This window comes from Burkholderia sp. PAMC 26561 (assembly GCF_001557535.2).
Taxonomy (GTDB): Bacteria; Pseudomonadota; Gammaproteobacteria; order Burkholderiales; family Burkholderiaceae; genus Caballeronia.
The window spans coordinates 434,073-456,442 of the sequence record NZ_CP014315.1; the positions used below are offsets into that span (position 1 = coordinate 434,073).

The 22,370-nt window shown below is 59.8% G+C and carries 20 protein-coding genes; 17 read left to right on the forward strand and 3 right to left on the reverse strand.

The genetic code is table 11. The annotated features are described in order from the left end of the window. Positions 1-43 precede the first annotated feature (43 nt). On the reverse strand, positions 44-967 hold the full coding sequence (locus AXG89_RS36650) for a LysR substrate-binding domain-containing protein (protein ID WP_062001199.1): 924 nt from the start codon (positions 965-967) through the stop codon (positions 44-46). Between the two features lie 133 nt (positions 968-1,100). Here AXG89_RS36650 and AXG89_RS36655 point away from each other — a divergent pair, with 133 nt between their 5' ends. From AXG89_RS36655 to AXG89_RS42655, 12 genes are all read left to right on the forward strand, one after another. Beyond that, a complete protein-coding gene (locus tag AXG89_RS36655) occupies positions 1,101-2,189 on the forward strand; it encodes an ABC transporter substrate-binding protein (protein ID WP_075360090.1) in 1,089 nt (362 codons plus the stop codon). 28 nt (positions 2,190-2,217) lie between these two features. Then, a complete protein-coding gene (locus tag AXG89_RS36660; RefSeq protein WP_062001197.1) occupies positions 2,218-3,294 on the forward strand; it encodes an ABC transporter ATP-binding protein in 1,077 nt (358 codons plus the stop codon). Then, the gene (locus tag AXG89_RS36665) at positions 3,281-4,153 is read left to right on the forward strand and encodes an ABC transporter permease (protein WP_062001196.1); all 873 of its coding nucleotides are present in this window, start codon (positions 3,281-3,283) and stop codon (positions 4,151-4,153) included. The genes AXG89_RS36660 and AXG89_RS36665 overlap by 14 nt, the downstream gene beginning before the upstream one ends. A 13-nt stretch (positions 4,154-4,166) precedes the next feature. After that, positions 4,167-4,964, forward strand: coding sequence for an ABC transporter permease (locus tag AXG89_RS36670; RefSeq protein ID WP_062001195.1), 798 nt, complete (start codon positions 4,167-4,169; stop codon positions 4,962-4,964). Beyond that, a complete protein-coding gene (locus AXG89_RS36675; RefSeq protein WP_075360091.1) occupies positions 4,961-6,103 on the forward strand; it encodes an NAD(P)/FAD-dependent oxidoreductase in 1,143 nt (380 codons plus the stop codon). Before AXG89_RS36670 ends, AXG89_RS36675 begins: the two co-directional genes overlap by 4 nt. Before the next feature lie 45 nt (positions 6,104-6,148). Beyond that, entirely contained in the window at positions 6,149-6,508 is a 360-nt protein-coding gene (locus AXG89_RS36680; protein ID WP_062001193.1) for a (2Fe-2S)-binding protein, read from the forward strand. After that, entirely contained in the window at positions 6,498-7,892 is a 1,395-nt protein-coding gene (locus tag AXG89_RS36685) for an FAD/NAD(P)-dependent oxidoreductase (protein WP_075360092.1), read from the forward strand. Before AXG89_RS36680 ends, AXG89_RS36685 begins: the two co-directional genes overlap by 11 nt. Continuing rightward, positions 7,885-9,036, forward strand: a complete 1,152-nt coding sequence (locus tag AXG89_RS36690) for an NAD(P)/FAD-dependent oxidoreductase (RefSeq protein WP_075360093.1) — start codon at positions 7,885-7,887, stop codon at positions 9,034-9,036. Before AXG89_RS36685 ends, AXG89_RS36690 begins: the two co-directional genes overlap by 8 nt. Positions 9,037-9,083: 47 nt before the next feature. Further along, entirely contained in the window at positions 9,084-9,440 is a 357-nt protein-coding gene (locus AXG89_RS36695) for a RidA family protein (protein WP_056360302.1), read from the forward strand. Positions 9,441-9,549: 109 nt separating this feature from the next. After that, positions 9,550-10,602, forward strand: a complete 1,053-nt coding sequence (locus tag AXG89_RS36700) for a phytoene/squalene synthase family protein (RefSeq protein ID WP_075360094.1) — start codon at positions 9,550-9,552, stop codon at positions 10,600-10,602. A gap of 138 nt (positions 10,603-10,740) precedes the next feature. Beyond that, complete coding sequence (locus tag AXG89_RS36705; RefSeq protein ID WP_062001189.1) at positions 10,741-11,430, forward strand: YceH family protein; 690 nt, start codon at positions 10,741-10,743, stop codon at positions 11,428-11,430. 541 nt (positions 11,431-11,971) lie between these two features. Continuing rightward, the gene (locus AXG89_RS42655) at positions 11,972-12,124 is read left to right on the forward strand and encodes a hypothetical protein (RefSeq protein ID WP_155524266.1); all 153 of its coding nucleotides are present in this window, start codon (positions 11,972-11,974) and stop codon (positions 12,122-12,124) included. 107 nt (positions 12,125-12,231) lie between these two features. On the opposite strand, the gene AXG89_RS36710 is transcribed toward AXG89_RS42655, so the two are convergent. Both AXG89_RS36710 and AXG89_RS36715 read right to left on the reverse strand, forming a co-directional pair. Next, positions 12,232-13,107, reverse strand: a complete 876-nt coding sequence (locus AXG89_RS36710) for an ATP-grasp fold amidoligase family protein (protein WP_236873705.1) — start codon at positions 13,105-13,107, stop codon at positions 12,232-12,234. A gap of 142 nt (positions 13,108-13,249) precedes the next feature. Next, a complete protein-coding gene (locus tag AXG89_RS36715) occupies positions 13,250-14,329 on the reverse strand; it encodes a helix-turn-helix domain-containing protein (protein ID WP_236873677.1) in 1,080 nt (359 codons plus the stop codon). A gap of 945 nt (positions 14,330-15,274) precedes the next feature. On the opposite strand from AXG89_RS36715, the gene AXG89_RS36720 reads away from it, so the two are divergent. The 5 genes from AXG89_RS36720 (at position 15,275) to AXG89_RS36740 (ending at position 22,347) form a co-directional block, all read left to right on the forward strand. Further along, on the forward strand, positions 15,275-16,009 hold the full coding sequence (locus AXG89_RS36720) for a Crp/Fnr family transcriptional regulator (protein WP_062001187.1): 735 nt from the start codon (positions 15,275-15,277) through the stop codon (positions 16,007-16,009). Between the two features lie 316 nt (positions 16,010-16,325). Next, a complete protein-coding gene (locus AXG89_RS36725) occupies positions 16,326-18,644 on the forward strand; it encodes a polysaccharide biosynthesis tyrosine autokinase (protein WP_231941489.1) in 2,319 nt (772 codons plus the stop codon). A 62-nt stretch (positions 18,645-18,706) separates the two neighbouring features. After that, the gene (locus AXG89_RS36730; protein ID WP_062001186.1) at positions 18,707-19,831 is read left to right on the forward strand and encodes a glycosyltransferase family 4 protein; all 1,125 of its coding nucleotides are present in this window, start codon (positions 18,707-18,709) and stop codon (positions 19,829-19,831) included. A gap of 30 nt (positions 19,832-19,861) precedes the next feature. After that, entirely contained in the window at positions 19,862-21,298 is a 1,437-nt protein-coding gene (locus AXG89_RS36735; protein ID WP_075360096.1) for a hypothetical protein, read from the forward strand. 38 nt (positions 21,299-21,336) lie between these two features. Beyond that, the gene (locus tag AXG89_RS36740) at positions 21,337-22,347 is read left to right on the forward strand and encodes a glycosyltransferase family 2 protein (protein WP_062001184.1); all 1,011 of its coding nucleotides are present in this window, start codon (positions 21,337-21,339) and stop codon (positions 22,345-22,347) included. Positions 22,348-22,370: the final 23 nt, after the last annotated feature.

Genomic DNA, 22,370 nt, shown 5'->3' on the forward strand with positions numbered 1-22,370 from the left:
AGTTATTACGTTAAAGGATGGTTGGAAGGCGAACGTACGGCGATCACGCCCGCTTCAAACGCTGCGGCTTGTCCATTGACGCAAGCTGCTCATCATGCGTTTCCCTGAGCATATCGACGAAATCCATGGTCAGGCGCGCCCTGGGCTGATGCGGCGGGAATAGCAGATACATCGGGAACATCACGGACGGCGTGAATGGCCGGATCGCAATATCCGGCCCTGCGAAGTCCTGCGCCACGAGGGGATGCGCGAGCGTCACACCCATTCCGCACCGGACCATCTCGCAGCAAATGGCGGCGTATTGCGCCTCGATCGCGAGCACGCGTTCGACGCCTGCACGCGTGAACGCCTCGTCCATCTGCGCACGGGTGCCGTCGCCGTGACATAGCGAAACGAACGGTTCGCCTTCGAAATCCTTCGGCTTGAGCGACGTCTTCTTGGCCAGCCGATGTCCGGCCGGAAGCACGCACACCGCCGCGACCTTCGACAACAGCTCGACCTCGCAATTCGACGCCTCGCTCGAATAGATCGCAACGCCAAGATCGCAGAACTGCGAACTGGTCCAGTGATTAACCGTCCCCGACGTATTCACATGCAGCGACACGGTCACCTCCGGATACTTCGCCTGGAAGCGCTGGATCGCATGCGGCACGAGCGTCATGCCCGCCGATGGCATTGCTGCAATGCGCAATCGGCCAGTGCCGAGATTCTTGATTTGCGCTGCAGCATTTGTCAGCCCTTGCAGGCCTACATACGCACGCTCCACTTCGCGGAAAAACGAATTCCCTTCGCTCGTTGGAATCAGCCGCACACCGCTGCGCAGGAACAACTGCAGCCCGGTTTCACGTTCGAGTTGCGTGATCAGGCGACTGATATTGGGCTGCGAAGTGAACAGCTCCTTGGCTGCGGCGGTCATGGAACCGGCGAGCATGACGGCACGGAACGCCTCGATATGCTTCAGATTCATCTCAGGCAACCCATATCATTGTTGTATGGGTAGCTATTTTATTCGTATTGGACGATATGCCCCGCGGCGAACAAAATAAATTCGTCCACCCTACATTCGTTGAACATCCGACCCTGCACCGTCTGGAGAAACCATGAAAGAACTGCAGCACGTCCGTCGCTCGTCGTCTTCCCGTTCCTCTCTGCGACAGTGCGCACTTGCACTGGGCATTGCAGGCGCAATCGGCGCATTCGGCGCGCCGCTCCTCGCGCAGGCCGAGACGACCCTGTATGTCGCGAACGTCGGGGGCTCGAACGAGACCATGTATCGGCAGAAAATCATTCCACCGTTCGAGAAAGCGCATGACGTGAAGATCGTCTACGTGGCAGGCAACTCCAGCGATACGCTCGCCAAACTGCAGGCGCAAAAGGGTCATCAGCAGATCAACGTCGCCGTGATGGACGACGGCCCGATGTATCAGGCCATGCAGGCGGGTCTGTGCGGAAAGATCGATGAAGCGCCGGTCATGAAGGACCTGTACCCGCTTTCGCGTCTTGGCCCGACGTCCGTGGGCGTGGGCATGGTGGCAACAGGCATCGGTTACAACGCGGACGCCTTCAAGAAGATGGGCCTGCCGGCACCGGACTCATGGAACGTCCTTACCGATAAACGCCTGAAGGGCAAGCTCGGTGTTCCTCCGATCACGAATACCTATGGGCTGCACACGCTCGTGATGCTGGCGCGCATGAATGGCGGCGGCGAGAAGAACATTGATCCGGGTTTCAACACGATCACAAAACAGGTCGCCCCCGATGTGCTTTCGTGGGCCCCCACGCCCGGCGAGATGGACGGCTTGATGCAAAGCGGCGATGTGATCCTCGCGCCGTATGGAAGCGGTCGTGCTGTCGCGTTGCAGAACACGGGCTTTCCGCTGAAGTTCTTTTATCCGAAAGAGGGCGGTGTAGCGCTGCAAGTCGCTGCATGCGCGGTCGCGGAAAATGCGCAACCTGCTTTGTCGCAGCAATTCATCCAGTATTTGCTGAGCCCGGAAGTGCAGACGATTCAGGCCCAGGCGATTGGTCTCGGCCCGGTCAACAAGACGGTGCAGTTGACGCCTGAAGTCGCGGCGCGCGTGCCTTATGGACCCGAACAGATCGCCAAACTGATCGCGGTCGACTGGACGACGATCAACCAGCATCGGACGGAATGGACGGATCGCTGGAATCGCACTGTCGAACGCTGAAATCAACCATAAGCAGACAAGAACCCCCATGAGCTTTCTGACACTCAAAGGCATCTCGAAGCGCTACGGCGACTTCACGGCAATCGAGCAGATCGACCTCGAAGTTGAACGCGGTGAGTTCTTGTCGTTGCTCGGTCCTTCCGGTTGCGGCAAGACCACGACTCTGCAGATGGTCGCAGGTTTCGTCACGCCGACCACCGGCACCATCATGCTCGATGGCCGCGACATCACGCACGAACGCCCCGAAAAACGCGGCATGGGTGTGGTCTTCCAGAGCTACGCGTTGTTCCCGCATATGACGGTGAACGGCAACGTGGGTTTCGGTCTCGAGATGCGCAACATGAAGCGCGCGGCGCGCGCCGAGCGCGTGGCCGAAGCGCTGGAACTCGTGCGTCTTACCGGATTGGGCGGCCGATATCCAAAAGAGCTTTCAGGCGGACAACGGCAGCGCGTGGCAATTGCGCGCGCCCTTGCCATGCGGCCTGAACTACTGCTCCTCGATGAACCCATGTCCAACCTCGACGCCAAGCTGCGCGAGGAAATGCATATCGAATTGAGGGGAATCCAGAAGCGTCTCGGCATCACGACAATCCTCGTCACGCACGATCAGGTCGAAGCCATGACCATGAGCGACCGGATTGCGGTGATGCATCGCGGGACGATCGCCCAGTTGAGCACGCCGTTCGAGGCGTACGAGCGCCCGGAGACGCCGTTTGCATCGGCGTTTCTCGGCAAGACCAACTTGCTGCCAGGCGAAGTCCTGCGCCGCAATGGCCGATGCGCGGAAGTCGATGTCGCCGGCACCACGCTCAAGGTGCCGCACGAAGGCCGCCACGTGCAGGGCAAGGTGAATGTGTACATAAGGCCGGAGAAGGTGCACCTGGCAGTCGGTGGTGCAGAGATGCGCGCCACGGGCCGCATCACCACGCGCGTGTTTACCGGCAACCAATGGCTCTTGCTCATCGATACAGGTCTTGGACAGGTCAGCGTAGCGCAGCCGAACAACGGGGCGCCACCGCCGAATGAAGGCGAGCAAGTGGGCCTCATGTGGTCGGACGACGACTTGCGCGTGCTGCAAAAGGAGACACTCGATGGCCACGCTTGACGACGATCGCGCCGGCGCCGCGCCATGGTTGCTGTCCGCACCTGCACTGCTTCTGTTCTGCGGCCTGCTGCTGGTGCCGCTGCTATTGACGTTCGTGTTGTCCTTCCACGTCTTCAGCGACACAGCGGGCACGCTCGCAACGTACACGTGGCGCAACTACTTCGAGGTAGTCACCGATCCGTATTACGCCGCGATCTTCGGCCGCACCGCAGCGCTCGCGTTCGCGGTGACGTTCTTCTGCATCGTGCTGGGCGTGCCGGAGACCATCGTGCTCGCGCGCATGAAACGGCCGTGGCAATCCATCTGCCTCTTGATCGTGCTCGGACCGTTGCTGATATCGGTGGTCGTTCGAACCCTGGGCTGGCAAATCCTGCTGGGCAACAACGGCGTATTGAACAACGTGCTTCAGGCGCTGCACATCACGTCCGAACCGATCCGGCTCGTCTTCACCATGACGGGCGTCATCATCGCGCTCACCCATGTACTCGTGCCGTTCATGGTGATGTCCGTGTGGGCCACGCTGCAGAAACTCGACCCGCAAGTGGAGTGGGCCGGCCGTTCCATGGGGGCGTCGCCGTTTCGCGTCTTCCGCCGCGTGCTGTTGCCGCAAATCCTGCCCGGCATCTTGTCGGGCTCGATCATCGTGTTCGCGTTGTCAGCGTCCGCGTTCGCAACGCCTGCGCTGATCGGCGGACGGCGGCTGAAAGTGGTCGCAACCGCCGCTTACGACGAATTCCTCGGCACGCTGAACTGGCCGCTGGGCGCGACCATCGCGGTGTTGTTGCTGATTGCGAACGTGGCGATCGTGATGGGCTGCAGCCGGCTCGCCGAGCGCCGCTTCAAACACATCTTCGATTGAACCGGGAGACGTCATGAAACAAAACGGATTTCTCGGTCTGCTGTTCAACGCGCTGTTCCTGACGTTTATCGCGGCGCCGCTGGTCGTGGTGATCGCGGTTGCGTTCACCGACAAAGGCTTCATCTCGCTGCCCTTCGATGGCGCGTCGCTGCGCTGGTTCAAGGCGATCCTCGAGAACGATCAGATCCTCGATGCATTCCTTCTTTCGTTGAAACTGGCGCTGGTTGCATCGACCATTGGCGTGGCGCTTGCCGTCCCGGCGGCGCTCGCGATCGCGCGTTATCGCTTTCCCGGACGCGGCGCGCTCACCGGCTTTTTTCTCTCGCCGATGATGATCCCGGCCGTCGTGCTCGGTATCGCATTCCTGCGGTTCCTGAGCCTGCTCGGGCTCGGCGGCTCGTTCTGGGCGCTGTGCGCGACGCACGTGATCATCGTATTGCCGTATGCGTTGCGGCTCGCGTTGTCGTCGGCTATCGGGCTCGACCGCGATGCCGAGCGCGCAGCGTTGTCGTGCGGGGCAAGCCGCTTTACCGCATTTCGCCGCGTCGTCCTGCCGATGATCCGCACCGGCGTTGCAGGCGGATGGGTGCTGTCGTTCATCCAGAGTTTCGATGAGCTCACCATGACCATCTTCGTTGCAACGCCCGGCACGACTACGCTACCGGTTGCAATGTACAACCAGATTGCGCAGACGATCGATCCGCTGGTCGCATCGGTATCGACGGTGATGATCGTTGGAACGGTCATCCTGATGCTCGTGCTGGACCGCATGGTCGGTCTGGACCGCGTCCTGATAGGAGAAACACGATGAAAGGCAATGCAGTCGACAGTCCCGACGTGCTGGTGGTCGGCGGCGGGCTGGTGGGGACCGCGGTGGCCTACGGGCTCGCGTGCGAGGGGATGAAAGTGACGGTCCTGGATCAGGGCGATGGCGGCTTTCGTGCATCCCGCGGCAATTTCGGGCTCGTCTGGGTGCAGGGCAAAGGCTACGGCCTGTCGCCTTACGCACGGTGGTCGCGCAGTTCATCGCAACTATGGCCGGGGCTTGCGAAGTCGCTGCTCGAAGAGACGGGGATCGACGTATCGCTGAAACAGCCGGGCGGTTTTCACCTCTGTTTTTCCGACGATGAACTCGCTGAGCGCGAGAAACGCTTGTCCACGTTGCAAGCCGAGCTTGGCGGCGATTATCCGTTTCAGTTGCTCGATGCAAAGGAGTTGCGCGAACGCCTGCCGGCGGTCGGTCCTGAAGTGATCGGCGCGAGCTACACGCCCATGGACGGCCACGTGAATCCGCTCAAGCTCCTGCGCGCGCTTCACGAAGCGATGCAGCGGCGAGGCGTGAAGCTCGTGAGCGGCGAGGAGATCGGACGGATCGTTCCGGATAAAGGCGGGTTCGCCGTGCATGGCAAGAGCGCCGTGTGGCGCGCGCCGCGTGTGGTGTTGTCGGCGGGTCTTGGTAACCGTGCGCTGAGTACGCAGGTTGATTTGCACGCACCGGTCGCGCCGAATCGCGGCCAGGTTCTGGTGAGCGAACGCGTCGCACCGTTTCTGCATTATCCGACCATCAACGTGCGCCAGACCGACGAAGGTTCGGTGCAATTCGGGGACTCCATGGAAGAGGTCGGATACAACGACTTCACCACCACCAATGTACTGTCGACCATCGCGCGTCGCGGCGTGCGCAGTTTTCCCATGCTCAAGAACGTGCGGCTGGTACGCACATGGGCTGCGTTGCGTGTCTACAGTCCCGATGGTTTTCCAATCTACGAGCAATCCTTGCAGTATCCCGGCGCGTTTGTCGTGACCTGCCACAGCGGCGTCACGCTGGCCGCCGCGCACGCGAAACGCGTCGCGCCGTGGGTCGCGGGCGGCGAGATCCCAGAGGAGCTTCCCGCGTTTCGCGGCGGACGGTTTCTCGAACCGGGCCACGTTGCCGCCAATGCTCACTAGCCGCGTGATGACAGCCAATCCCGTACACCGACACTTTGCATCGATATGACTTCCAAACCGCTATTCAGGGTGCTCGCACCGGTCGCGCCCGCCGTGGCCGACGACATCGTCCAGATCTGGTTCAACGGCCAGCCGCTCAACGTGCCGGGCGGCCGGTCTGTCGCCGCCGCATTGCTCGCGGCGGGTGTGCAGCGTTTTCGCGCCACGCCGGTATCGGGCGCGCCGCGCGCACCGTATTGCATGATGGGCGCGTGCTTCGAATGCCTGGTCGAAATCGATGGCATTCCAAGCCGGCAAAGCTGTCTTGTCACCGTGCGCGACGGCATGCGCATTCACTCGCAAGAAGGCGCGAGTGATCTTCCGCCAATGTCGTACACGACCAAGGAGAGCATTCATGGCCGCTGAATCCATCGATGTCGCCGTGATCGGCGCCGGTCCCGCAGGGCTCGCGGCAGCCACGCAAGCGGCGCGTGCGGGTTTGTCCGTTGTCGTGCTCGATGAACAGGAGTCGGTTGGCGGACAGATTTATCGTGCGATAGAACGCAGCGATGCGCAGCGCCGCGAGATTCTCGGTCCCGACTATCAGGCGGGCAGCGCGATCGCGACGGCCTTCGCCCGTTCCGGCGCGCGTTACGTGCCGAACGCGTCCGTCTGGCAAGTCACGCGTGAGAAAACGGTGCATTACTTGAAAGACGGAAAGGTCGGCAGCTTCGAGGCGAAGCGTGTGGTGCTTGCGACCGGCGCGCTGGAACGGCCGTTCCCGATCCCGGGCTGGACCTTGCCCGGCGTGTTGACCGCGGGCGCCGCGCAGATCCTGCTGAAGAGCGCGGGCGAAGTGCCGAGCGAACCGCCGGTGCTCGTCGGTTGCGGTCCGCTCTTGTACCTGCTCGGCTGGCAATACGTGCGGGCAGGCGTTCCGATTCGCGCACTCGTCGATACAACCCGCCACGAGGACCGCTGGCGCGCGAAACGCTACATGGTGTCCGCGTTGCGTGCGTGGCCGTACTTGAGCAAAGGCCTGCAGCTGATGCGCACGTTGCGCGACGCCGGCGTGCCGATGCACGAAGCCGCCGACGACCTGCGCGTGGAAGGCGTGATAGGTGAAGACGGCGCTGAGCGCGCGAATGCGCTGACGTTCTCGGTGCGGGGCGTGTCGCACCGGATCGAGGCAAACGTGATCCTGCTGCATCAGGGCGTGGTGCCGAATACGCAGTTTTCCTTATCGTTGCGGGCGTCGCATAAGTGGGACGACGCACAACTCTGCTTCACGCCCACCACCGACAAATGGGGCGAACTCGATGTCCCCGGCATCTTTGTTGCGGGCGATGGCGGGGGTATCGGCGGCGCGCAGGCGGCGGAGATGCAGGGCGAAGTGACGGCGTTGGCAATCTCGCAGCAACTTGGCGCCATCGATGAAAAAACCCGCGATCAAAGCGCTGCGCCACGTATGCGCAGGCTGGCAGAAGTGATGCGCATCCGGCCTTTCCTCGACAGCCTGTATCGTCCGCGCGATGAAAACCGGGTGCCGAAGGACGAGGTCATTGTGTGCCGCTGCGAAGAAGTGACGGCGGGGCAACTACGCCAGTTCGTGGCACTCGGTTGTCTCGGGCCGAACCAGGCGAAGTCTTTCGGCCGATGCGGCATGGGACCGTGCCAGGGACGCATGTGCGGTCTTACGGTGACCGAAGTGATCGCCGATGCTCGCAGCGTCGCGCCTGAAACCGTCGGCTATTACCGCATTCGCCCACCGATCAAGCCGCTCACGCTCGGAGAACTCGCCGGTGACTAAGCCCGCAGCCAACGAGTCGGACGTGCTGGTGATCGGCGGCGGCTTGCACGGGTCGAGCAGCGCGTTTCATCTTGCGCAGCGTGGCGCGAGCGTGACCGTGCTGGAGGCGGATTACATCGGGCGGCATGCATCGGGCGTGAATGCGGGCGGCGTGCGCACGCTCGGCCGACCCGTGCCCGAGATTCCGTTGTCGCTGATGTCGCGCGAGATCTGGCACAACATCGTGGAAACAGTCGGCGATGACGCCGGTTTCGTCGCGTCGGGGCAGTTGAAGATCGCGGAAACCGACGCCGAACTCGATGAATGCCGCGAACGCGTCGCGCTGCTCGAGTCGCACGGCTTCACGCATGAAAAGATCATCGATCGCGAAACCCTGCTCGAACTTGAACCGGCGATCACGCCGCAAGTCACCGGCGGTATCTGGGTCGAACGCGATGGCTACGCGTTGCCGTTTCGCGCGACGACTGCGTTTCGCAAGGCAGCGGAGCGCAACGGCGCGGTGTTCCACGAAGGGACACCTGTGACGCGAATCGAACAGACGGGCGAACGCTGGATTGCGCATACGCCGCGAGGGGATTTTTCTGCCGGGCAACTCGTTGTGACCGCCGGCGCATGGGCCGGCGAACTCGCGGCGCAAGTCGGCGAACCGGTTCCCGTTCATCCGGAAGGGCTCATGCTGATGGTCACGCATCGCGTGGCGCCATTCTGTCGCGCGACGCTGGGCGCAACCGGCAGGCCGTTGTCGTTCAAGCAATTCGATAACGGCACGGTCGTGATCGGCGGAAAGCTGATCGGCATTGCGGATCTGCCAGGACGTCACGGTGAAGTCGATTTCCTGCGGCTTGTGAAGAGCGCGAATACCGTGGTCGATCTGTTTCCGCATCTGCGCCATCTCGGCATCAACCGCGCGTGGGCCGGCGTGGAAGCGTTCACGGACGACTCGCTGCCGGTGATCTCGCGCAGCAAACGTGCGTCGAACCTGACGTACTCGTTCGGATATTGCGGCAGCGGTTTCCAGCTTGGACCGGGCTGCGGCAAGCTGGTGTCCGAGCTGGTTCTGGACGGCGCGGCGTCGTTGCCGCTCGATGCGTTTGCCATCGACCGGTTCAACGGGTTTAATAGCGCCCCTGCAGCAACAACTTGAACCGCGCTTGAAGCAACGTGCGGCCATTTTCATTTCAAAGGAAGACCATGAGCGATATCGTCAGGATCGAAACCAATCAACGCATGAGCCGGGTTGTGAAAGCGGCGGGGCTGGTGTTCATCGGCGGTCAGACATCGAATGACCGTACGCCCGATGTAAAACTGCAAACGCAGCAGGTGCTTGCGAAGATCGACGGATTCCTCGCGCAAGCTGGCATCGACAAGACGCGGCTGATCTCTGCGCAAATCTGGCTGGCCGATATTGCCCGCGACTTCGCGGGCATGAACGAAGTGTGGGACGCATGGGTCGCGCCGGGTTGCGCACCGACACGCGCAACGGTCGAATCGAAGCTCGCCGCGCCTGACTTGCTGGTTGAAATCACGGTGACTGCGCTGGGCGAATGATGTTTGCAGGATGGACAGTACGGTAAGCGGGCAATAAAGGAACCTCCGCCGGAACGCAGATACAATTCGGCAGCGCCTGATTCGTCCAACACCGACCAGATTCCATCCAATGCGTAATCCATCCCGGGCCGTACTCCTTGGCCCGCTCCTGAAGGGCGTCTCGCGGTCCTTCTACCTCACCCTGCGTGTGCTGCCTGTCGGGATGCGCGATCCGATCGGGCTGGCTTACCTGCTGGCGCGCGCCGCGGACACGATCGCGGATACTTCGCTGATTTCGCCGACGCAGCGGCTGGAGCTCTTGTTATCGCTGCGCAACCTGGTGAACGGCGCGCCCGATGACGGTACGTTGACGGAGCGTCTCGCGCAGGAAGTCGCGGACCAGCAAAGTCTCTCCGATGAAAAGGTGCTGCTCGAATCGCTCGGCGGCGCATTGACGGTGCTGTCGCAATTGAGCGACTCCGACCGGACAGCCGTGCGCGGGATCGTGTCTACACTGACGCAGGGCATGGAATTCGACCTGCATACGTTCCCCGATGAATCGTCGGGCCGCATTGCTGCGCTCAATACGCTCGAAGAACTCGACACCTACACCTATCTGGTCGCCGGTTGCGTGGGCGAATTCTGGACGCGGATGACGTACGCGCACATGCCGGGCACGTTGAAGGGCGAGCCCGGGATCACGTTGTCGAACGGCGTTCGTTTCGGAAAGGCGCTGCAAATGACCAACGTGCTGCGTGATTGCAGCAAGGACTTGCGCATCGGGCGTTGTTATCTGCCGTCGCCCATGCTTAACCGATACGGTCTGTCGCTGGAGGATCTGCTCACACCAGGCGCGTCGCGCCGTGCACAACCGCTGCTGTTCGAACTGTTGCGTCTGACGCTGGACCATTACCGTGCGGCAATCGACTACACGTTCGCCATTCCAGCACGCTCGGTCCGCCTGAGGCTTTCGTGTCTGTGGCCGGTGTTGATCGGCCTGGAAACGCTGGTACTTCTCGTCAATAACGACGAATGGCTCGATCCCGCGAAAATTTCGAAGATCGGTCGCAACAAGGTGTACAGGATCGTTGCAGCTTCGACATTGCTCGAGCCATCGGATCGAATGCTGCGCGCATGGATTGACCGCTTGATTAAGCGCATTGAAGCGCGCCTCAACGGCTGAGAAAAACGCGGAGGAGTGCCGCCGTATTCTCGGGATGCGGCAGGGCGGATATCATAGGGGCCGTCGTTCTTACAAGACGACTCTCCGCCCGGCTCGAACCGGACCAGAATTCAAGTAGCAGCACTGGCTCTGTCACGCATGAACTCCACTCCCGATGCCCCCGCACGTCCCGCAATGCGTTCCCTGACACTTCTGGAGGCGCGCGTACTGGGCGTGCTCGTCGAGAAACAGCATACGGTGCCCGATGCTTATCCGCTGTCGGTGAACGCACTGACGCTCGGTTGCAATCAGAAGACTGCGCGCTCACCGGTAATGAACGTTACCGAGGCCGATGTGCTGACAGCTATTGATGAACTCAAGCGCCTGAGCCTGGTATTCGAGGGCAGCAGCAGTCGGGTACCGCGCTTCGAACACAACATCACCCGTTCGCTGGGTGTGCCGAGCCAGGCTGCCGCGTTGTTGACCACACTGATCTTGCGCGGTCCGCAGACGCCTGCCGAGTTGCGGCTGAATGCTGCGCGCCTGCACAGTTTTGCGGATATTTCGTCGGTAGAAGCGTTCCTCGACGAACTCGCTGAAAACGAGCCGCCCCGCGTGGTCAAGTTGCCGCGTACACCGGGCGAGCGCGAAAGCCGCTGGGCGCATTTGTTGTGCGGCGAGGTCGCGATCAGCGAGGTATCGACGGGTGCAATGGTCGATGACTCGATTTCCTATAACGACTTCGACCTGTTGAAAGCGGAGCAGAAGCGCTTGGCCGAGGAAGTCGCGCGCTTACGCGTGCTGGTCGAGAGGATGGCTGGGGAACTGGGGATCAAGGCCGAGGAGTGAGGGAAATGGGCGTGGTGCGATGCAGAGCCTCGCGTGCCAATCTACGTACGTGTGTATGGATAATGATCAGGATTCCGATTGCGAACTACAACACGACTTAACTGGGCGAATTCTATGCGGCAAGAAGGAGCCACAACATCCAGTCTGTGATGTATTACGTGCTCGACAGTGATAACAGCACGTACGGGATCACGATCAACGGCGCGCCGGTGAACGCTCCCTACGCAGCGTTCACCGGATTTACAGCGGCGCACGCAGACGATTGACACTGACGTACGTTGTTGTTGATTTTCTTCTGTGGTCCATAAAAGCCGGGATGGCATCGCGCTATCCCGGCTCGTTGCATGGAGAGCGAAGCGAACTATTTTGACGGTGTCCCATCAGATAGTCGTGCCCGTTTCTTGCTCTGTCCAGACTGGCAACGCATGTATCGGCGCTGTAGACTGCTAGCTGATTCAGTTAAGTCAGATTGCCACTCCGGTGCACCCTACCGTCATTCGCATCACCACCCGACACTACTCCACACGCAATGAGCGCGCAGATGAAGCCGATCAAATTTGTCGATGCCAAGTCGTTCTTCGGCATGATCGTCATGATTTTTTTGCTCGTCGTAACGGCAGTGTGGCTCAGTCTGGGCGGGATTTTTACGCGAAAAGGCAGGGAGTGCTTCAGAAAGATTTTTGGCGACAAATAACGCGGGGGAAACTCGGCGAAGAACAACAGTCGGTTTATTTAGGCTTCCTGTATTAATTTCAACTCTGCCTCATTTTTTACAGGGGTCGCATATCCATCACACCGGTCTCACATCAAAAGTCGTCCCCACTCATAGTCGATGCCATCCGGTGTGAACGGGAGGACGCCGGCGCCTGGTGTAAATGTGAGTTCGCCAAAATAAATTTCGCTATCAGGCGCGTACAAATCCACCCGGACGTAGTCGAAATCTTCCGCCAGAGTGGCCGCGGTATCCAATATCGCCTTGAGATTGTGGGGCGCGGGAGCGGGCGTATCGCTGCGTTTGTAATAGCCGATAGCGATTTCCAGGTGATTCCAGTGGATGTCGTAGACGTCGCCATGCGTGTTGTTCCCAAACCGGTCCGAGATCACCAGTATGTACATGGTAGGCCGTCCAGCGTTCCCGCCGAAACAGTGCAGCTTGTAGTCAGCCGGGATCTGGCCGCTTTTATCGAGCAGAAGTTTCTCGAAGAAGATCCGTCTTTTGATCTTCGTGTAGTGACGTTCCCGTCCAACCCGATAAAAATCGGTCGCCAGCCACCTCTCGGCGAGCACCTGAAGCTTCTCAAAGGAGGTTTGCGTCTTGTCCTTCACCACTTCCACGAAACTGCTGCCGTGATTCGCCTTCATTACGAACGAGTTCGGCAGGGCGTCGAAGACCGACTGGGTAAAGCTGTCAGGTGCTGCTATCAGTGGGACCAGATGCTCTTCGCCAAGCTTGGTTCTCACGTAGTCACGAACCGTCAGCTTGTCAGTCAAGTCGGCATAGCGAGAATCGGGTTTGATGCTACGTTGCAAGATTTTCTCGTTGAACGTAACCGGATGCAGCAACCTCGGGAAACGGCCAATGAACTTGCGATGCATCAGCGCGAGAAACAGTGCATCGGGCAGCATCGACTTCGCGCCTTCCTTGATCTTTCTGCTCAAGGAAGCGGTCGGTTGCATCGTGGCGGGCTTCTTCAGCGGCGCATCGGGCGCAGTCGCCGAAGCCGTCTGGTTCGAAACCACGATCTCCTTCAGCGGAATCGCTGAAGAGTTACCCGCGTTCGGCGCGGTGTTCCACTCGCCGAACTGCCCTGTCTTGGTTTTACGCATGCTTTCCATCCGTGGTGGTAAGCGCGGCCAGACTTCGTTCGAGCAAGGCGGCGTCCTGTTGAGAGGACTTGCTCATTGCATCTTTTGCGTCGGCCGCGTTAAGTGATTGCGCGCCCGCACGAATCTGCCCGCGCGACCGGAAGTGCATGGGCGACACGCCAAACCGTTGTCTGAACAATCGTCCCAATCGATTTCCGTCGCCCATGCCACAGCGTCGTGCGATCTTGTCGATAGGCAGGTCGGTATCCATCAACAAGGTGCACACGATTTCGAAGCGCGTCCGGATCAGATATTCCAGTGGGGTCACGCCGAACTCGGACTTGAAGCGCCGGAGATAGTTGCGCTTGCTCATGGCTGCAGATTCTGCCGCTTGCGCAACGGATATCGGCTTGCTGTAGTTTTCCTTGATCCACCGGGCAGATTCGTGAATCTTCTCGGTTGTCGTGCGTGCGTTCAGGTCGTCGAGGTCTGGCTTCGTGCGCTGAACAGCGTGGGGTTGCAGAACGCGGGCGATTCTTCTCGCAGTGTCGGCGCTCAGGTCTCGTTCGATTTGCGCGAGGGCCATGTCGGCGGGCGTCGTCGTGGTTGACCAGTCTGCGACCGGTGCGTCCTTGAACCAAAAGATCGGCACAGGAGACCGCGCCAGGTTCTTTGGATCAAAGACGGAATTCGCGCCCGGCTGACTGCGCAGGGACGCGTCGCGGGTCGGATGCGACATCCATGACAGGAGGCGATCGTCAGGGCCGCCTGCTGCGTCCGTATCGCGGCAGGCGACGAAGAACGCATGAAAGTCCATCAACGCATAAGTCTCAAGCTTCTGGGTCCAGATCGAGATGCTCGAGGAACTCGTGATGAAGCCACCCGATTCCGACAGCACTGAAAGCCGGTACGGGGGCTCGCCGCCACTCGCCTGCTCAAATTCATTTGCCAGGCGGAATGCCTCGCCGATCGCTCCGGCGTTCGTTACCGAGCATTCATTTGAGACCAGCAGCCCGATGTGCCGTTTATTAACTTTAGATTCATCCCGGTGATGTATGTCGCTAGGCCGATAAAAGTCCGTCAACGTGTCCACTATTTAATCCTCCGAAGCTGCAAGCATGACTTTGTGCAACACAGCGTAGCTCCGCGCAATAACCGACTGACAGTTTGGCGGAGCGGTCCTAATGAATGGCGAATGCAGCGGCTTAATTAAGAAATAATTACTCTTGATCGAAAGAGCTGCTTGTATATTAACGAGCCACGGAAAGAATTTCCGATCCGTATTATTAATATAAAAAAGATAAAAGGCACGAAGAGGGTTGTTCGAGCTTTTGTTGAACTCTATACAGAACAAGACTTTAGCCAGATTCGTTCCTGCTGGACATGATCTGTACAACTCTTTGCCGCATGTAGCAGAAGACCAGAAAAACCGAAAAGATTCTAGATATACAATTTCTGTTACACATATTGCAGATCGCAACAATTCTTTCTTTCCCTAAGAAACCCGTAAAGGGTTCAACATAATCGGCCAATAGTTCTAGATTTTAAGCCTTGACCGATTTCATTCCATTTCCCCGGTCTATGCTTCAACGCAACATGAAAGGGAAGTTGTGTTTGCATTCCTCTGATGATTCGAGTGTTCGATCACGGCCCTTTCTGAAAGCGCTTTCGGCGCCTGGATCAGCCTCCAGCATGAAGTGCGTCGCGGCGAATCCATGAATCCAACCTGATACACGTCTAAGGCTGCAGATTGATCTGCGGCAATTTTGGCGGGTTCGGGGTCTGCGTTTTTATCAAATCGGAACTGTTGTCCGCGATCCGGGTGTTCAACCGCTCGCAGCGTATGACGTATTGATCCCGATGCCTTAACGAGCCAGGCGTGTTGCGTTGGCGCAGAAACTGCGGTTGCACCAGGGCGTGAGTTGTTATGCACGTCACGCTTGCATGTGCACCTTTCAGGGACTCGCGAACAGATAGGCCAATGGTCGGGGCAACTGCGAACCACGCATTTCTAACGGATAACAACAGGGCACTCTAAATGCTAATGGCCGACGATGAAGGACACACGAATCATCTGCTTGACGCGTTACCCGTTCGTGAGTGGCAAGCGTTGCATCCGTTCCTTGAAACTGTTTCGCTTCGGGAAGGACAAGTACTGTGTGAGAGCGGACAGGCCATTGATCACGTTTACTTTCCGATAACAGCGGTCGTGTCACTGATCTATCGTATGGCGGATGGATCGTCCAACCAGGTTGCAGCGGTCGGTGCCGAAGGAATGATCGGCGTACCGGTCCTCACAGGCGGCAAGACGATGCCGATGAGCGTCCAGGTGCAATTCGAAGGAACCGCATACCGGATGAAGGCTACAGCCTTGCAGCAGCAGTTCACGAATTCGGACGGCCTCAGGCGGTTGTTGCTGCTCTACATGCAGGCTTTGTTAGTACAGGTTGCGCAGACCGCAATCTGCAACAGGTACCACTCGGTCAGCGAGCAGTTGTGCAGGTGGCTGTTGCTGGAAACAGATCGTGCGCCGGGTCATGAACTACATGTGAGTCACCAGTTGATTGCCGAGATGCTGGGTGTCCGGCGCGAAGGCATCAGTGCGGCGGCGGGCAAGTTGCAGGACGCCGGCGTGATTCACACCGGCCGGCGTTCGATCGCCGTAAGCGATCGCGAAGGGCTGCGAGCTCATGCGTGTGCGTGTTACGGGGTCGTGGCGCGGGAATTCAGCAGACTGTTGCCGCGCGTGCCGGCAAGAGAGGAAGTCGCGTGACGGGGGCTCGGTACTTGGCCGAACTGCGTGGACCGACTGCAAGACATTCATCAAGAAAGGTCAGATGCTTAAACATTTTGGAGTACAGATCGTGGAAAGCTCTATGAAATGTCTCGAAAATTTTCAGGTAAGTCTGCGGAGAACACGCTCCGCATTTCCATAGGCGATTACTTCGTCATGGACTGGCAGATCGCTTGAACGCGGCGAGCCGTCCTTTTCATCACTTTTAGCGGGCCGCGGGTTGTGCGGCTTTACCCGACAGCGGCGCCTTCGCCGCACGGTCGCGACATACTTTGAACATCGAAGGAATACGCCGGTGGATTACTACCCTTCAAATTCGCTAAATCCCTCTGCAGGCCATGAGCGCGGGCAACTCAGCGCCAAGGACATGCTCAACCTGATGCGGGATCACATCTGGGAGATCCTGGTCGCGACTGTAGTCGTCGTCGCGCTGGCGGTGGCCTATATCTTCATTGCACCCCCGATCTATTCCGCCGATGTACTCATCCGCGTAGATCCGCCGGAGCAGAACCAGTTGGGGATCGCGCTGCAGAATCAGGAAACGCTGCCGCCGCCTGCACCCGCACCCAGCGCTGAAATGGCCGTGATGCGCAGCCGTTCCGTGCTCGAGCCAGTGATCGAAAAGTATCGCTTCGATGTCTCGGTCTCGCCGCGCACGTTCCCGTTGCTGGGCGATATAGCGGAGAAATTCGCGACGCCGGGTGAACCGTCGGCGCCCTGGCTTGGCCTCAAGTCGTTTGCCTGGGGCGGCGAGCGTGTGCAGGTCGGAAGCCTCGATGTTCCGCAAAGCCTGGAAGAAGAAAAGCTGAAGCTCATTGCGCTCGATGGTGGTCGCTACGAACTGCGGGGTCCATCGAACGAATTGCTGGTGAGCGGCATGGTCGGTGTTCCCGCCAGCGCCAACGGTGTGTCCATCACGATGAAGCAACTTGTTGCACGTCCGGGTACGTCGTTCGAAGTGATCCGCTGGAATGACCTCGATGCGGTCAAGCGTTTCGCCGACACCGTGAAAGTCAGCGACAAGGTCAAGGACTCGGGCCTGATCGAAATCGAATACGCTGACAAGAGCCCCGCGAAAGCGACTGAAGTGACCAACGCGCTGGCTGCGCAGTACCTTGCAGCGGCTGTCGCAAGCCGTCAATCCAACGACACGAAAACGCTCGCGTTCATCAACGGTGAATTGCCGCGTTTGCTGTCCGACTTGCGCAAGTCGGAAGAAGCGTTGAAGAGCTACCGGTCGACCTCGAACTCGATGCAGCCGACCGCTGAAGCGCAGTCGTTCCTTCAGGGTGGTATCGACTTCGATCGGCAGATTGCCACGCTGCAATTGCAACGCACGCAACTGCTCGAGCGCTTTACGCCGAACAGCCGCTGGGTGCAAAACGTCGATACGCAACTCGCCCAGTTGAACAAGGCGAAGGGTGAGTTCGACGGACGCTTTCGCAGCATGCCTTCGTCCGAGCGTCAGAGCGTCGATCTGATCCGCGCGCAGAAGGTTGCTGAAACGATTTACCTCGGCATGGTCCAGAAGGCCGAACAACTGACCGTGCGTCGTGCAAGCACGTCGGGCGGCGCGCATGTGGTCGATTCCGCGGTGCGTCCGCATCGTCCGGTCAAGCCGAATCGTCCGGCTGTGTTGGGCGGCGGTGTTGTGCTGGGTCTGCTCACGGGCGTGTTCCTCGTGTTCATGCGCCGTCACGTGATGATCGGCGTGACCGATCCGCGCTATGTGGAGCGCCGCCTGAGCGTGCCGGTCCTCGGTGAAGTCCTGTTCAGTCATCAACAAATGCGTCTCGATCCGAGCAGCGCCGGCGTGCCGAAGAAGGCATTGCCGCCTGCAATGAAGGCAGGATTGCCGTTCCCGCGTGCAGAGCCCGTAGGCGATTTCAGCGATGCAGGCACGCTGGATGGCCTGGGCAGCAGGGTGCTTGCCGCACGCTTCCCGCATGATCCGTCTGTCGAAGCGTTGCGCGCTGTTCGGACCGCGCTGACACGCGACCTCGCTCACGCACCGAACAATATCGTGATGGTTACCGGCCCCACGCCGTCCGCGGGCAAGAGTTTCGTGGCGGCAAACCTGGCCGTGCTGCACGCAGAGACGGGATCGCGGGTTCTCCTGATCGACGCCGACATGCGTCGCGGCCATCTTGCGTCATTCTTCAAGCAACGTAATCGCGGCGGTCTGGCCGAAGTGCTGTCCGGCCGTTTGCCGGTGCGCAACGCAATTCGCCAGGTTGGCGTGGAAGGCGTGTCGTTCCTTTCGTGCGGTGTACGTCCGACCAATCCGGCTGCCTTGCTCATGCAAGCCGGGTTCAAGGAATTGCTCGACCGGCTCAGCAAGCAGTTCGACCTCGTCATTGTCGATACGCCTCCGTTCCTCGCCGTAACCGATGCGTCGATCATCGCGAGCGAAGCAGGTTCCTCGTTGCTCGTGCTGCGCTCGGGCATGCAAAGCGAAGAAGAAATCTCCGATACGGTCAGGAAGCTCGCGCGTGCAGAAGGGCGCATTGCGGGCGCGGTTTTCAACGGAATACCGCTTAAACGAAGCAACCGCGGCTATGGCTACGCCACGAACTATGCAAGCGACCACGGTGACGTAGAGACGGTTCACTGAATTCGCTGCCTCAACAGCGCGCCCACGCCGGGAGCGCGCTACATCGTTCAAGGGAAAGTGCAATGGCCATAGCAATTAACGGGAAGTTCACGTCGCAGAGAATCACCGGCGTACAGCGAGTTGCATTCGAATTGACGCGCGCAATGCAGATGCGCGCGATGCCGGGCAAGGAGCTCGAAGTCTTCGTGCCGCAGGACGCCGTGGCGCCCGGCACGTTGCTCAAGCGGCAGCGGCGCTTCCCGTGGTTTCGCGGGAACCTGTGGGAACAGATCACGTTGCCGATCGCATCGAGAAGAACAACGCTCGTCAACCTGTGCAACACGAATCCGCTCTTCAAACGCAGGCAGATCGTGATGGTTCACGACATGGCGGTGTTCGACGTACCCGAGGCGTTCTCGAAGAAATTCCTGCTCTGGTACAAGCTGCGATTTTCGATACTGCCGCGCCTTCAGCCGCTGATCCTGACCATCTCGACATTCTCGCAAGAGCGTATTTGTCATCACCTGAAGCTCGACAAGTCGCGCGTTGTGGTCCTCCCTCCCGGCGCGGACCACCTCGACCGCATTGCTCCGGAGCCGGCGATCATCGATCGTCTGAAGCTTTCCAAGGATTCGTATTGCGTGATCGTAGGCAGTCTCGATCCGCGCAAGAACCTGCAGCGTGCGCTCGAAGCCATCAAGCTGCTGGAGCATATGCCGGATCTGAAGTTTGTCATCGCCGGCGGCAAGAACTCGCGCGTGTTCAAGGCAGCGAGCAGCGCCGCGCTGGATGCCGCGACCGAAGACAAGCGGGTCATCTGGGCGGGCTTCGTGTCCGATGGCGAACTGAAGTCGCTCTATGAAAGCGCGGCATGCCTGATCTTCCCTTCGCTGTATGAAGGGTTCGGACTGCCGCCGCTCGAAGCCATGTATTGCGGTTGTCCAGTCATCGCGTCGACGCATGCTTCGATACCCGAAGCATGCGGGCAAGCCGCCATGTATTGCGATGCGACGTCCGCCGAAGACATTGCGGAGAAGATCGCGTTGATGATGAGTGACAGCGAGTTGCGAGACCATTATCGCGAGATCGGCCTGGAACACGCGCAGCAGTTCCGCTGGGACCGTGCGGCGCGAGACTTGCTTCGAATCCTGCAAGACGACCCCAGTCAGCGCCCGTACAACCTCACGCCGCGCACGTCCGCAGGCTAAGCCCGATGAATCCGTATTCGGGGTGGCCCAATGTTTGAGCAGCGGTACAAACGCGGACGGCGGCGGGCGCTGCAAACGATCGCGGCGGTGGCGACGGTGCCGTTTCACGCGATGGCTGCGACGGCCGTCGCGGCGCCGGGTCCAGGCAACACCGGCACGCGCCGGCTGACGCAGTTGATCGGAAGCAATGGATGGGCAGGTGCACCGCAAGACGTTGCAATGTGGCGGCAGATGGGCATTTCCTGGGGACGCGACGTAGCGGGTCCGGGACAGCCTGATTCAGCGCACGACGCAATGCGTATTGACCGGACGGGTCCGCAGTACGACAGCAACCTGCCGCCGGTGCTTCTCAGCAACAACCGCAATGGCTTTCGCTCGCTCTTGCTGCTGGCCTACACGCCGGGCTGGAACGCCACGATCGCCGACGATTCGAAATCCGCGCCCGTCGATGTCGATGCGTGGACGCAGTACGTTGATGCAGTCGTTCGCAAGTATTCGGCGCCACCTTACAACGTGCGCTACTTCCAGATCTGGAACGAGGCGGCGGGGCGTCTGTCCGGAGGCCTGAAACAGGCGACGTTCTGGCACGGTCCGAGCGCGGACGGCGACAAGGACGGCGTGTATGACCGCGCCATGCAGGACTACGTGGAACGCATCCATATACCGGCGGCGCGGATCATACGCAAGTACCGTTGCTTCATCGTGTATGGCGGCTGGCCGGACCAGGGCGGCGTCGAGACGTACATCAAGTGGCTCGAATACAGGAGTCCGGTTGTCAACGCACGCATGCTCGACTGGGTCGACTACATCGACATTCACTACATGAAGGTCGCCGAGCTGGACCCGCTGTATCAGCGCTATGTGCGCAACGGTCCTGCTCGCGGCCTCTGGCAGACGGAGATTGGCGATCGCTACATGGAAGATCCGCACTACATCTCGCGGTACTTTTTCGACTTTGCGGTGTGGGCGCTCGACCGGAACTGGGATGACCCGGACAAGTATGTATCGATGGTTTTCCACTGGGACGGAGTCGAACCCTTCCGTCTCACACAACGCGGAAACCCGCGGACGTACACGGTTTCGGGCCGTGCGTTGATCGTGTTGAACAGGACAGTGCCGGGCGCGCTTCAACGCGTGCCGGCGCAATTGAAGCCAGGACCAGATGTTGCCGCCGGCGCGGTGTATTCGGACAAAGACCTCGTGTTCCAGGTCGCAGCGCCAAGCGGCTGGCGGACGATCTCGGTGCCGGGCATCAAGGCGCCGGTGTCGAGCCGTTCAGAGGTGAGGTTTATCGATGCGCTTACAGGGCAGGCGGCACCCGCAAGCGACGTTGCGCTGACCTGGGACCAGAACGCCCTGAACATCCGCTTCAAGGTCCCGCAAAACGTAAATGGAGCGCCTAAGAAAGCGCCGGAAGTGCCAGTACATCTGGCGTATATCGTCGTCAGTTCGCGGCAGGTCGCGTGACTGTGCCGATCAGAATCAATAGCCCGTACAGAGGCATTATGAAAGACGTGACCATCGTCATCTGCAATTACAACTATGAGCGCTTCATTACGCAAGCGATCGATTCGGCGCTGGGCCAGGACTATCCGGCAACGCGCGTGGTGGTCATCGACGACGGCTCGACCGATGGGTCGCGCTCGATCATCGCGAGTTATGGATCGCGCATCAAGTCGGTGTTCAAGGAGAACGGTGGACAGGTCTCCGCTTACAACACCGCGGTCGAGATCATCGAAACCGACTACGCCATCCTGCTCGATTCCGATGACCTGCTTTACCCCACGGCCGTGTCGGAAGTCATGCGCGCCTTTAACGCAGGCGATTACACGAAGGTGCAATTCCGGCTGGACGTGATCGGTTCGGAAGGCGAGTTGACGGGTACGCACGTACCACATTCGGAGCCGCCGGCGGACTGCGGCAGCTTGCTTAGACGCGGCTGGCTGTATCCGTCGCCGCCTGCGTCGGGCAACGCATATCGCGTCAGTGCGCTGCGCGAAATTTTTCCGGTGCCGCAATCCAGCGTCAACCGCTACGGCGCCGACTTCTATGCAATCTATGGCGTGGCGCTGCTCGGCCCTGTTGCGACCATTTCCAAATCGTTGGGCGCTTACCGCGTACATAACGCGAGCGCTCCCAGCGTGTCGTTCGCGAATTCGGAAAGCCTGACCAAGGCGCCCAAGGCGCTGAACATGCGTTGGGCGACGCTCAAACAAATTGCGCGCTCGCGTCTGAACGTGGAATTGCCGGCTTCATTCCACGACTTCTCGCACGAGAAAGCGCATTTTTGTTCGGGTGTTTATAACGCGCCGCTGGCTGCACGCTGGCACTGGATGACGCGCGAATCGCATGGCTACCTGCATTCGATTGTGGCGAACCCCTTTTGGGGCGTTAAGAAGAAAGTAGGCACGCTCGTGCTGTCGAGCTTGTGCCTATTGCCGTATGCGCCGTTGTCGGACTACGCGGTTCGCTACATCGCGAACCCGTTGGCCCGCCGTCGCGTGGCTGCACGCTGATTCAACCTGTGCACCACGTAGCT